The 12,294-nt window shown below is 72.8% G+C and carries 11 protein-coding genes; 4 read left to right on the top strand and 7 right to left on the bottom strand.

Annotated elements, in window-relative coordinates; genetic code table 11:
- Positions 1 to 42 precede the first annotated feature (42 nt).
- From NS184_RS14055 to NS184_RS14045, 3 genes are all read right to left on the bottom strand, one after another.
- Complete coding sequence (locus NS184_RS14055; protein WP_058726729.1) at positions 43 to 231, bottom strand: hypothetical protein; 189 nt, start codon at positions 229 to 231, stop codon at positions 43 to 45.
- Positions 232 to 244: 13 nt separating this feature from the next.
- On the bottom strand, positions 245 to 1,903 hold the full coding sequence (locus NS184_RS14050) for a glycoside hydrolase family 6 protein (protein ID WP_058726728.1): 1,659 nt from the start codon (positions 1,901 to 1,903) through the stop codon (positions 245 to 247).
- A 227-nt stretch (positions 1,904 to 2,130) separates the two neighbouring features.
- Positions 2,131 to 3,267: a 5-(carboxyamino)imidazole ribonucleotide synthase gene (locus tag NS184_RS14045; protein ID WP_058726727.1), complete on the bottom strand. Its 1,137-nt coding sequence runs from the start codon at positions 3,265 to 3,267 to the stop codon at positions 2,131 to 2,133.
- Positions 3,268 to 3,380: 113 nt separating this feature from the next.
- Here NS184_RS14045 and NS184_RS14040 point away from each other — a divergent pair, with 113 nt between their 5' ends.
- Together NS184_RS14040 and NS184_RS14035 are read left to right on the top strand one after the other, a co-directional pair.
- Positions 3,381 to 3,848, top strand: a complete 468-nt coding sequence (locus NS184_RS14040; protein WP_058726726.1) for a GtrA family protein — start codon at positions 3,381 to 3,383, stop codon at positions 3,846 to 3,848.
- 10 nt (positions 3,849 to 3,858) lie between these two features.
- A complete protein-coding gene (locus NS184_RS14035; RefSeq protein ID WP_058726725.1) occupies positions 3,859 to 5,394 on the top strand; it encodes a DUF2142 domain-containing protein in 1,536 nt (511 codons plus the stop codon).
- 18 nt (positions 5,395 to 5,412) lie between these two features.
- On the opposite strand, the gene NS184_RS14030 is transcribed toward NS184_RS14035, so the two are convergent.
- A complete protein-coding gene (locus NS184_RS14030; protein WP_058726724.1) occupies positions 5,413 to 6,447 on the bottom strand; it encodes a lysylphosphatidylglycerol synthase domain-containing protein in 1,035 nt (344 codons plus the stop codon).
- A 179-nt stretch (positions 6,448 to 6,626) separates the two neighbouring features.
- Between NS184_RS14030 and NS184_RS14025 the strand changes: the two genes are divergently transcribed.
- A complete protein-coding gene (locus NS184_RS14025) occupies positions 6,627 to 7,604 on the top strand; it encodes a GH25 family lysozyme (protein WP_152998232.1) in 978 nt (325 codons plus the stop codon).
- A 164-nt stretch (positions 7,605 to 7,768) separates the two neighbouring features.
- On the opposite strand, the gene NS184_RS17970 is transcribed toward NS184_RS14025, so the two are convergent.
- The gene (locus NS184_RS17970) at positions 7,769 to 8,992 is read right to left on the bottom strand and encodes a polysaccharide pyruvyl transferase family protein (RefSeq protein ID WP_058726722.1); all 1,224 of its coding nucleotides are present in this window, start codon (positions 8,990 to 8,992) and stop codon (positions 7,769 to 7,771) included.
- A 48-nt stretch (positions 8,993 to 9,040) separates the two neighbouring features.
- Here NS184_RS17970 and NS184_RS17965 point away from each other — a divergent pair, with 48 nt between their 5' ends.
- Positions 9,041 to 10,219, top strand: coding sequence for a glycosyltransferase (locus tag NS184_RS17965; protein ID WP_058726721.1), 1,179 nt, complete (start codon positions 9,041 to 9,043; stop codon positions 10,217 to 10,219).
- A 147-nt stretch (positions 10,220 to 10,366) separates the two neighbouring features.
- On the opposite strand, the gene NS184_RS14010 is transcribed toward NS184_RS17965, so the two are convergent.
- Positions 10,367 to 11,674, bottom strand: coding sequence for a UDP-glucose dehydrogenase family protein (locus NS184_RS14010; RefSeq protein WP_058726720.1), 1,308 nt, complete (start codon positions 11,672 to 11,674; stop codon positions 10,367 to 10,369).
- Positions 11,675 to 11,745: 71 nt separating this feature from the next.
- Complete coding sequence (locus tag NS184_RS14005; protein WP_058726719.1) at positions 11,746 to 12,294, bottom strand: PH domain-containing protein; 549 nt, start codon at positions 12,292 to 12,294, stop codon at positions 11,746 to 11,748.

Here is a 12,294-nt window from a genome sequence, read left to right as displayed (position 1 = left end):
GGCAGCGCGCGGCGGAGTCGGCGGGCGGCACGACGGACGAGATCACGCGGCATGCGTCCATGATCCCGCACACGGGGGCGGCAGCAGCGCCGACCGCACCGTCACGCCCGGCAGCCGCACCGTCACGCCCGGCAGCCGCACCGTCACGCCCGGCAGCCGCACCGTCACGCCCGGCAGCCGCACCGTCACGCCCGGCAGCCGCACCGTCACGCCCGGCGCCCGCACCGTCACGCCCGGCAGCTCCCTAGCGCACCGTCACGACACGGCAGCCGAGCGATCGGTCCCCTCCCGACCCGATCCCGACCGCCACGACGCAGACCTTCCGCTTCCCCGAGGCGACGACCACGGTGCTGGACACACCGTGGGACGGTCCGACGCCGTGCACCCGGTCGACGTCGGCTCGACGGCTCCCCGCCGTCGACGTCCCGATCTGTCGGCCGTCGGCGGTGATCCGGACCCGGACCGCGCGCCCGGTGTCGTCCCGGTCGAACGCCCAGCCCCGCACGGACACGCGACGATGGCTCGGCGACGAGACCGCGTCGATGCGACCGGTCGGTGCCACCGCCGCTACGCTCACGGTGCGGCACGGGTCCGACCGCCGGTCCGCACCGCTGCCGGTGTTGCGGGCGACCGCGCACACGGTGTGCTTCCCGGGTGTGGTCGGCACCACCCCCGTGAAGCCGTGCGCGCCGCCGACGCCCCACTGCGCCGCGACGTCCGCACGACGGGCGTCGGCCGTGACGGTCCGCACGGAGCGACCGTCGAGCGTCAGGGCGACGCTGAGCGCGGTGTCGGGCGCGTCACCGTCGAAGGCCCAGCCGGTCACGGCGACGCCCCCGGTGGCCGACACGGCGCGCTCGAGCGCCACGTAGGGATCGGATCGGTACGCGCGGGCCGGCTGGACCGCGGGCGCCCCGAGCTGCGCCTTCGCCACGAGCGTCCGCGCGAACGACGGGTACCACTTCCCCGCCGCAGGGCCGCCGTCACAGGTGCCGTCGCTCGCTCCCGGGGTCTTCACCCAGAGCAGGGCGTCGAGGGCGGTGCCGCCGCCGACCACCCGGGGTGCGGTGCCGAGTCCGGCTCCGGGGCCGTTGCACCACGTGCCGCGCCAGCCCTGCCCGTTGCGCGAGGTGTCGATCACGTAGTGCGAGCCGTCCGTCGCCGCGGAGAGCTTCTCCGCGTAGGCCTGCTCCTGCGCCGTCGGGTAGTAGTTCGCGACGTTCGTGGAGAAGCCGCGTGCGGAGGTCACCCCCGCCTGCCGCAGCCGGTCGGCCATCGTCGCGACCGGCACCCAGTTCGAGTTGCCGCCGTCGAGGTACGACGGCACACCGGCCGCCGTGAACGCCCCGACCGTGCGCTTGAGGATCCGGTAGCGCTGCGCGTCGAGCGAGGCGTCGCACGCCGTGTTGCTGAGCATCGCCAACGAGTCCGGTTCGACGACGACCGCGGCACGGTGTCCCCGCAGTCGTCCCGCGATCTGGTCGATCCACGCGTCGTAGGAGGCCTCGTCGAGGCCACCGGCGGAGTACCCGCCGCAGTCGCGGTCCGGGATCGCGTAGGTCACGAAGACGGGGGTCGTGCCGGCCTGCTCGGCCGCGGCGACCGCGCGGTCGACGGTGGTCGTCAGGGTCGTCCCGCGCGTCCAGTCGCCGAGCCAGATCGCGACCGGGTACCGCGCGATGGTGGCCGCCGCGGCGGCGCCGTCCGGGTCGGTCGTGCGGAGGGCGTCGGCGGCCTTCGCGGCCTCGCTGGTCGCCGAGCGGTAGGGCCCACCGGCGAAGAGAGCCGTGGCAGCCGCCGTCCGCACGGTGGGCGTCGCCGCGTCGGCGGTCGGGGCGACACCGGCGGTGGTGACGACGGTGGTGAGGACTGCGGCGGCGCCGAGGACGGCGAGGCTGCGCATACGGGCTCCCTGGGCTGCTCGGACCGGCCCCCTGGCCGGTCGGACCGGCCCCCTGGCCGGTCGGAGCGTCCATGACAACACGTGCTGCGCACATGCCGACACACGCCAGATCGGGTGCCACCCGAGCGGGTGTCCGCACTTCTGCGGACCTGCCCGGAGACGGCCTGGAGGCTCGGACGGGCCCGCCCCGAGCCTCCAGGCCGTCGGCTGGTCGCTCCGGGCGCGCGTCAGTCGTCGAAGTGCGCCGCTGCGGCGCGCGCCCGGTACACGACGTCGTCGAGGTCGTCGCCGACGACCGTGACGTGCCCGATCTTCCGGCCCGGCCGCGGTGCCTTGCCGTAGAAGTGGTACTTCGCCTCCGGGAAGGCGGCGAGCGCCCCCGGGTACCGGGCGGCGAGGTCGCCGTCGGCCGGACCACCGAGCACGTTGATCATGACCGCGGCGGGCGCGTGCATCCCCGTGGCACCGAGGGGCAGGTCGAGCACGGCACGGAGGTGCTGCTCGAACTGGCTCGTCGTCGCACCGTCGATCGTCCAGTGCCCGGTGTTGTGCGGCCGCATCGCGAGCTCGTTGATGAGGATCCGCTCATCGGCCGTCTGGAACAGCTCGACCGCGAGGACGCCGGTCACACCGAGCTCCTCGGCGATGCGCACCGCGATCTCCTCGGTCAGGTCGGCGATGCGTCCGGCGCTGTCCGACGCCGGCGCGAACACCTCGGCGCAGACACCGTCCTGCTGCACGGTCTCGACGAGCGGCCACGCGACGACCTCGCCGGAGGGGCGGCGCGCCACGGACTGGGCGAGCTCGCGGGTGAACGGGACGAGCTCCTCCACCAGGAGCGCCTGCCCGTCACCGGCCTCTGCGACGGCGATGAACCAGTCCTCGACGTCGGCCGGGTCCGCGACGACGCGGACGCCCTTGCCGTCGTAGCCGCCGCGGGCGGTCTTCACGACCGCGCGCCCGCCGTGGTCGTCGAGGAAGACGCGGAGCTCGTCCGGGTCGTGCACCGCGGCCCAGTCCGGCACCGGCAGACCGAGTTCGGAGAGGCGGCTGCGCATCGTGATCTTGTCCTGGGCGACGGCGAGCGGCTCCGGCCCCGGCTGCACCGCCACACCCGCGTCGACGAGCGCCCGGAGGACGTCCTGCGGGACGTGCTCGTGGTCGAAGGTGACGACGTCGACCTCGCGCGCGAACGCCAGGACCGTGTCGACGTCGTGGTAGTCGCCCTCGGCCGTCGCGGCGATGCCGGCCGACATGCCCGGCCCCTCGGCCAGCACCCGGATGTCGATGCCGAGCTCCAGTGCCGCGGGCACCATCATCCGTGCCAGCTGTCCCCCACCGATGACCCCGACGCGCAACGCCATGCTGTGTGTTCCTTCCGTCGCTCACACCGAACGGTCTGAGCGCCCTGTCTAGAATCGACCTCCTGGTCACCCGCTGGGTGGCCCGTGACAACTCTACGGACCCTGGAGACCCCGTGCGCCGACTCATCGCCCAGCTCGCCCGCTTCGGGGTGGTCGGCGCCGTGGGCTTCGTGGTCGACACCGCAGTGTTCAACCTCCTCCGGTTCACCGTGCTCGACCCCGCGGACGTGCACTCGGGGCCGTTCTGGGCGAAGGTCATCTCGACCACCGTCGCGATCTTCGTGAACTGGATGGGCAACCGCTACTGGACCTTCCGCGACCAACGGCGTGCCGTGGCGACGCGCGAGGGTGTCGAGTTCGTCGTCGTGTCGCTCGGCGGCATGGTGATCGCGCTCGCGACCCTCGGCGTCTCCCACTACGTCTTGGGGTACACCTCGGCGTTCGCGGACAACGTGGCGAACATCGTCGGCCTCGGGCTCGGCACGATCTTCCGCTTCTGGCTCTACAAGGTGTGGGTGTACCACCCCGAGCGGACCGCCGCGCCGGTCGCGGAGCCCGTCGCCTCCGAGGTCGCGCAATAGCATCTCGGGTGTGAACGACACCGACGCTCCCCCGGCCGTCGCACGCTGGGAGCGGGTCGCGATCGCGGTCGTCACCGCGACGTTCGGGCTCTGGCTCGTGGCGTGGGCGCTGCTCGTCCCGGTGTTCCAGGCGCCCGACGAGACCGCACACATCGACGCCTCGGTGCACCTCGCACTCGGCGACCCGTGGGTGGCGCCCGGTGACCTCCGCGTCGAACGCGCGGTGAACGCAGCAGCCGTGCAGCAGGCGACGCTGCCGTCCGACCAGTGGTCCACCGTCACCGAACTGTTGCAGGCCTACCCGGGCCCCTCGACCACGGTCAACCAGATGACCCAGCACCCGCCGACGGCCTACGCGGTCGGCGCCGCGGTCCTCCGCGCCGTGCACTACGGCGACCTGCGCTGGGACCACGCGTTCCTCGCGCTCCGGCTGACCGACGTGGCGTTCGTGACGGCGCTGCCGCTCGTCGCGTGGGCGGCGGTGCGACGGGTGACCCGGTCGCCGCGGGCCGCACTGATCGGCGCCCTCGCGGTGTTCGCATCCCCCGAGCTGGCGTCCATCGGGTCGTCGGTCTCGAACGACGCGCCCGTGCTGCTCCTGGCCGGCGTCACCGTGCTGCTCGCCACGAGGATGCTCACGGGCGATCTCCGCTGGCGGACCGCGATCGGACTCGCCGTGGCGCTCGGGGCGCTCGTCTGGGTCAAGGGCACGGGGCTCCCCGCCGTGCCGTTCGTCGCCGTCGTCGTGCTGGCCTCGGGAGCGGGCGTCCTCGGGTGGGGCGTGCGGGCGCTCCGCACCGTCGTGGTCCTGGCGGTCGCGGGCGGCATCGGTGCGTGGTGGTGGCTCCACAACGTGCTCGCGTACGGACGGGTGCAGCCGGACGGCTACGCCGCGCTGCGTCCACCGAAGGACTTCCCACCGGGCGAGCACCCCACCGTCGCGCACTTCCTCGACGTCAGCTGGGGCACCATCACCAGGACGTTCTGGGGCAGCTTCGGCAAGGGTGCACAGGTCAGCATCGGCGACCTGCTCACGGCCGTGGTCACGATCGTGGTCCTCGCCGTGGTCGTCGGGTGGGCCTACCGGCACGGGCCGCAGCTCCGGACGGCCGTGTGCCTGTCCGTCTTCCCGCTGCTCCTCGTCCTCATCCAGAACGAGACGAGCATCCACGCGTACCTCACGAAGGCGGAGGTCGCTGCCACCCAGGGGCGGTACTACTTCCCGGCGGTCGTGTGCCTGATCGTGCTGAGCGCGATCGCGTGGCGGCGGCTGGTGCCGGCAGGACGTCCCCGCACCGTCGTGGCCACCGCGCTGGCGGTCCTGCTGCCCGCCCTGGGCGTGTACGGCTTCGCGGTCGCGGCATCGTGGTTCTGGAACGCCGCGGGGTTCCCGGTCACCGGTCGGGGGGTGTTGCGGTACACGGAGGTGGGGCCCGTGCCACCCGTGGTCCTCGCGGTGGTGGTGCTGCTCGCGGGAGCCGGGCTCGTCGTGTCCGTCGTGCTGGTCACCCGGTCCGGCCGCAGCCGTCTCGTCTCCGTCCGCTGACCGACGGCGCGAGGCGCCTCAGGCCGCGGGCGCCCCGTCGTGCACGACCGCCGCGTCGTCGCCCGCTCCACCGCGGCGGAACCACGTCGGCACCGCGGCGCAGAGCAGGAACAGCCCGTCGACACCGAGGCTCCAGACCCGGGTGACGACGACGACGACGAGCGCGATCGGCACCGGCATCACGATGCTGAGCAGGAGGGCCTGCACGCCCTCGCGGACGCCCAGCCCGCCCGGAGCGAAGACCGCGAGCATGCTGATCGCCGACGCCATGCTCGCCGCGCCGATCACGAACGCCGCATCGGTGCCCTTGAGCGACGGGTACACGGCGAGGGTGATGAAGTAGTAGGCGCTGCCGGACAGGATCGCCCCGGCGACGTACAGGCCGGCGCCGCCGAGCACCGTGCCGAGCCCCGGACGGACGTCGTCGTCGAGGGGCTTCCGGCGGAGGATCCGCAGCGCGAGCCCGATGAGCCACACGAACACCTGCGGGATCAGGCAGACGACGCAGCCGACGAACGCGGCGACCATGAGCGCGATGAGCCACGGGTCGAGCTGGTGGGTGCGGGGGTCGACCAGCAGCAGGACGAGCGCGAGCGCGAGCGTCGCGGCGATCTGCAGCGCACCCTCGAGCAGGCCGCTCACCCCGAGCCGCGCCTTCGAGACGCCGTGCTTCGAGGCGAAGTAGACCTTGCCGATGATCCAGGTGGCGGCGCCGGGGATGTACCGGCCCATCCACGACTTGGCGTACACGTAGGTGAGGGTGACGCCGCTGCCCTTCAGGCCCGTGGCACCGAGCCGACGCAGCAGGTAGAACCAGATGCCGACGCCCCAGTACCGGAAGCCCAGGCTGATGAGCGTGGCGACGGCGACCCAGCCCCAGTTCCAGTCGGCCTCCGCCAGCTGCGCCCAGTCGACGCTGCGCAGGTACAGGACGAGGAAGACCGCGAGCAGCACGTAGAAGACGATCGGCACCGCCTTGCCGAGGAACCGGCGCAGGCCTGGCCGACGCTTCCCCTCGGGGGCTGCGAGGTCGGTGCTGCTGGTCTCGGACAAACGGGTCTCCTGCGGTCGGGGCTCAGGACATCGTAGTCGCCGCGCCTGTCAGCCCCCGTGCCCCTGCCTGTCCGCGGAGGTCGGTCGCCCCCGATCCGCCGCACATGTCGGGTAGCATCGCTCGGACCCGGCGCGGGGAGACAGGGCCTCGCGCCAACTCGACGAGGAGGGTGGGCGGCATGCGCGCCACCAGGAACAGGTCGATCGGCGTCGGAGCGGCCGTGGTCGTGCTCGGGGCGCTCGTCGCCGGACCGGCTCAGGCGTGGGGTGCGACCCCGGCCGGCAGCGGTCCGTCGGCCACGAGCGCGGGCTCGACGACGACCAGCAGCACCACGACGACCGCGGCGACGACGACCACGACGTCCGTCGCCGAGATGGACCGCACCGGCAACCACCAGATGGGTGCCGGGATCGCACGCCACGAGGGGCGGAGCACCGTGCAGACGGCGGTGCCCGGGGCCGCGAGCACCGACGCGACCGCGCGGGCGGCGGCGACGGGCGGACCGCCGCCCGGCAAGATCCGGGGCTTCGACATCAGCGCGTGGCAGCCGAACGTGAACTTCCGGAACGCCTACGACGCCGGCGCCCGGTTCGCGTACATCAAGGCCACCGAGGGCGTCTCGTACGTCAGTCCCGTCTACAAGCAGCACTACGAGACCGCTCGGACGCGGAAGATCATCCGCGGCGGCTACGTGTACGCGCAGCCGAGCCAGGCCAGTGGCGCGGCGACCGCCAACTTCTTCTTCAAGAACGGTGGCGGCTGGAGTCCGGACGGGTTGACGCTGCCGCCGCTGCTCGACATCGAGTACGGCAGCGCGTCGCAGGGCACCTGCTACGGCAAGAGCCTCGAGGGCATGCGCAACTGGATCAAGGACTTCTCGAACACCGTCTACGCGAAGACGGGCCGGTACCCGGCGATCTACACGACGACGGACTGGTGGAAGCGCTGCACGAACAACAGCATCCAGTTCTCGAAGAACCCGCTGTTCGTCGCGATCTACCCGGTGCACGACTTCACGAGCCCGGGTGAGCTCGGTCGGAGCTGGAGCAACTGGTCGTTCTGGCAGTGGGCGTCGAGCGGGCCGCTCCCGGGCGACCAGGACGTCTACCGCAGCACCGGGGACTGGCTGAAGAAGATGGCGACCCGGCGCGACTGACGCGCGCCGGCGTGCTGACGCACGCAGCTGACGGCCGGGAGCGCGCCCCGCTCAGCGGTGACGCGCCAGCGTCACGCGGGGCGCGCCGACCGAGCTTGCGAGGGAGGTGTGCCAGCTGGCACCGCGCCTCCAGGCCGTCGGTCGGTCGCGTCGCGACCCGGTGGTCACCGCGTGGCGGCGGTCACCTCGGCGAAGTCGGCGTCGAGCCGCGTCGCCATCCGGGACACGCCGTCGGCGAGCTGCCGGCGGACGGCGTCGCGTCGCTCGTCGAGGTCCTCGAGGAGCGCTGTGACGTCCCCGACGAAGGTCGGTTCGAGGGCCGACTCGATCGGCTTCGAGTAGGCCTGCTGGCCCATCTGCTCGAAGAACAGGCGCCCCTTGTCGACGTAGTAGAGGCACGTCGACGGCACACCGGCGATCGTCGCGACGATGGCGGAGTGCAGGCGGCTCGCGAGGAACAGGCGGCTCCGCGACATCAGGCCGGCGTACTCGGCCGGCGAGAACACGTCGGCCTCGACGACGTGCGTGCGGTCACCGTGCTGCATGAGCGCGATGACCTCGCGGGCGAAGGCGGCGTCCCCCTCGGACGCCTCCATGTGCATCGGGTAGAAGACGACGTCGGCGTCCCAGCGCTCGACCTGGCGGTCCGCGAGGTCCGCGAGCGCCTGCCGGTACGCGACGAGCCGGTCGCTGTCGACCCCCGTGCCGCGGAAGCGCTTCGGCAGGAAGCGGAACGGGATCCAGCCGCTGCGCTTGTAGTGGAACCAGCGGCGGACGCCGAAGCCGATCGAGCCCTCGAGCCGGTCGGCGGTGAGCCCGGTGGACCGTTCGAGCCGGTCGAGGACGTCGGCGTCCGGCTGCGCGACCGTGCCGACGACGGCGGGGTCGAAGGAGGAGACGACCGGGGTGCGCACGCCCCAGGCGCGGAGCTTCTCGCGGGACTCGTCGTCGCGGACGGCGAACGAACGGCAGAGGTCGACCGTCGCGCGGATGAGGCGTTTGCTGATCCCCGCGGACGTCGGGCCGATGCCCTGGAAGGCCCCGACGAGGTTCCGGTTGGCGGCGCGGACGAGCAGCATCTTGCCGAACCAGTACACGAGGCCGAGCTTGTTCGTGTAGTCCTTGAGGATCTCGCCGCCGCCCCAGAGGACGACGTCGGCACCGCGTGCGGCACGGAGCAACGCGAACAGGTCGCCGATGCCCGTGCTGTACGGCGACACCGGGAGGAACCGGATCCCGAACCAGCGCGCGTCGCGCTCGGGGTACTGCGACAGGGAGACGATCTCCGCGTCGGGCCAGCGGCGACGGACCAGTTCGACGTTCCCCGCGAGGATCGCCCGGTCGCCTCGGTTGTGGGGCGAATCGCTATTGTGGATCAGTACGCGCACGGGTCCAGAGCCTAGCGGTCCCGTCCGCCACGACCCCGAGAGGCCTCCTTGTCCCGCAGCACCCGTCCCCGCCTGCTCGTCCTCGGATCGACCTTCCCGGCCCGGCCCGACGACGGGGTGCCCGCGTTCGTGCTCGACCTCGCCCACCAGGAGGCGACCGAGTTCGACACCCTCGTGCTCACGCCCCGTGTACCGGACGGTGCTGCACGGGAGGAGATCGGCGCCGTGCACGTCCGCCGGTTCCCCTACTTCCCGAAGGCCTTCGAGGACCTCGCCGACGGCGCCATCCTCGACAACCTCAAGGAGCAGCGGACGCGGTTGGTACAGGTACCCGCCCTCGTGTTCGCGCAGTACCGCGCCGTCCGTGCCGCAGTGCGCTCCGGCCGACCGGACGTCATCCACGCGCACTGGGCGATCCCCCAGGGACTCGTCGCCACGCTCGCCGCCCCCGGGGTCCCGCTCGTCGTCACGACCCACGGCGGCGACGTCTACGCGCTGCGCGCCGCTCCCCTCGTCCGACTGAAGCGCTGGATCTTCGGTCGCGCAGCCCACGTCACGACCGTGAACTCCGAGATGCGCGACCGGCTCACCGCGTGGGGAGTGCCCGAGGACCGTTCGAGCGTGATCCCGATGGGCGTCGACCTCGGACCCGCGCGAGCCGCTCGCGAACGCACGGCGCCGCAGGAGCACCACGTGGTGGCCGTCGGTCGGCTCGTCGAGAAGAAGGGCTTCGGCAACCTGCTCGAGGCCCTCCGCGGACTCGGCGAGGACGTCCCCTGGCGGCTCACCGTCGTCGGTGACGGCCCGTACCGCGAGCAGCTCGAACAGCAGGCTGCCGGCCTCCCCGTGACCTTCACGGGTCAGCGCGGCCGCACCCAGGTGCTCGAGACGCTCGCGTCCGCCACGGTCGTCGCCGTACCGTCGATCCCGGCCGCGAACGGCGACCAGGAGGGCCTGCCCGTGACGCTCCTCGAGGCCGCGGCCGTCGGCTCCGCGATCGTCGCGAGCGACCTCCCCGGCATCCGTGACGTCGTCTCGGACGACGAGTCCGGCCTGCTGGTGCCGCCGGGTGACGTGCCCGCGCTCCGTGCGGCGCTGCACCGGGTCCTCACGGACGACGCTGCCAGCGCGCGCTACCGCGAGCGCGCCGTCGCCGCGGCCGCGGAGTTCTCCACCGAGCGGATCGGCGAGCGCTACCGCGCGGTCCTCCGCGCGGCGATGCGCTGACCGACGCTCCCGACACGACACCGGAGGCGCTGACTCGACGCTCCCGACACGACACCGGAGGCGCTGACTCGACGCTCCCGACACGACACCGACGGCCGGTGCGCACCGCGCACCGGCCGTCGGCGTTCGTGGTCGGAGCGGGCCTCGTCAGCGCCCCATGCCGCGGACCGTGAACCCGGCTGCCGTCCAGGCGTCGCGGTCGAGGCAGTTGCGGCCGTCGACCACGACCCGCTCGGCGACGAGCGAGGCGACCTCGGTCGGGTCGAGCTCGCGGAACTCGTTCCACTCGGTGAGGACGAGGACGAGCTCGGCACCGCGGAGGGCGTCCGCAGCCGTCTCGACGTAGTCGAGCTCGGGCCGGACCCGTCGTGCCGTGACGACCGCCTCGGGGTCGTACGCGGCGAGCTGCGCGCCGAGTGCCTGCAGTCGACCCGCGATGTCGAGCGACGGGGAGTCGCGGACGTCGTCGGAGTTCGGCTTGAACGCGAGCCCGAGCACGGCGACACGCTTGCCGACGACGTCACCGCCGAGGAGTTCCTGGGACAGGGACACGACGTGGTCGCGGCGACGGAGGTTGATGGCGTCGACGTCCGCGAGGAAGGCGAGCGACTCGGGCACGCCCAGTTCGGCGGCGCGGGCCTGGAACGCGCGGATGTCCTTCGGCAGGCACCCGCCACCGAAGCCGAGCCCGGCGTTCAGGAACTTGCGGCCGATGCGCGCGTCGTGGCCGATCGCGTCGGCGAGCGCGGTGACGTCGGCGCCGACGACCTCGGCGATCTCCGCCATCGCGTTGATGAAGGAGATCTTGGTGGCGAGGAACGCGTTCGCACTGACCTTGACGAGCTCCGCCGTCGGCAGGTCGACGACGAGCCGAGGGGTCCCCTCGGCGAGCGCCGTGGCGTAGACCTCGTCGAGGACGGCCGTCGCACGCTCTCCCACTTCGCCTGCAGGGACGCCGTAGACGAGCCGGTCCGGCGAGATGGTGTCCTGCACGGCGAAGCCCTCGCGCAGGAACTCGGGGTTCCAGACGAGCGTCGCGCCGGGGGCGGCCTGCTCGACCTCGGCGGCGAGCCGTGCCGCGGTGCCGACCGGGACGGTGGACTTGCCGACGACGTACTCGCCGGCGGAGAGGTACGGCGTGAGTGACGCCACCGCCGCGTCGACGTAGGTGAGGTCGGCGGCGCCGGTCGGACCCTGCGGCGTGCCGACGGCGAGGAAGTGCACGGTGGCCCCGGCGACCTCGGCCATGTCGGTGGTGAACCGGATCCGGCCGGAGGCGAGCGCCTCGGTCAGGATCTCCGGCAGTCCGGGCTCGAAGAAGGGAGCCTCGCCCGCTGCGAGTCGCTCGATCTTCGCCGGGTCGACGTCCACCGCGACGACGTCGTGCCCGAGCTTGGCCATGGAGGCGGCGTGCACGGCACCGAGGTAACCGCAGCCGATGACAGAGATACGCACGGGAAGACGGTACAGGTTCCTGCGTGTCCGTACACCGGACGCCGAGCGGACGGCACGGGCGACCGCACCGGTCAGCCGCGGACGTCCCCCCACGGCGGGCGCTCGGTGCCCCCGACGATCTCGTCCCAGTCCGGCTCGCGGTGCCGCCGCCGTGCCTCGTACGCCTCGACGAGGTCGTGCAGCACCGCGACGACGAGGTCCGCGTGCGGCACGTCCGCGAGCACCACGACCGGGTCGTCGCCGGGGAAGACCAGGACGTCCCCGGAACGGAACACCCCCTGGAGCCCGCGGCGCCGCACCGTCACGTCGTACCCCCGCGCGTGCAGCAGTTCCCGACGCGTCCGGGTGCCGAGCCCGTGCACCACCACGAGCCGACGGGTGGTGAGCACGTACCGCTGCGACATCCACCGGACGAGCGGCACGACCCCGCCGAGCACGACGAGCAGCAGCGTGACGAGTGCGACGACGACGTTGAGCCACGCGAGCTGTGCGCGGAAGACGCCGAAGCCGAAGCCCCCGGCGGCCGTCACGAGCACGACGAACACCGAGGGACGGACGAGTCGTCGCGCGTGCGGCCGGAGCCGGGCGACGACCCGTTCCGGCGGCGGCTCGGCGGTCAT

Source organism: Curtobacterium luteum, from assembly GCF_001475545.1.
Classification (GTDB): Bacteria; Actinomycetota; Actinomycetes; order Actinomycetales; family Microbacteriaceae; genus Curtobacterium; species Curtobacterium luteum_A.
This window is presented reverse-complemented; position numbering and strand designations above follow the sequence as displayed.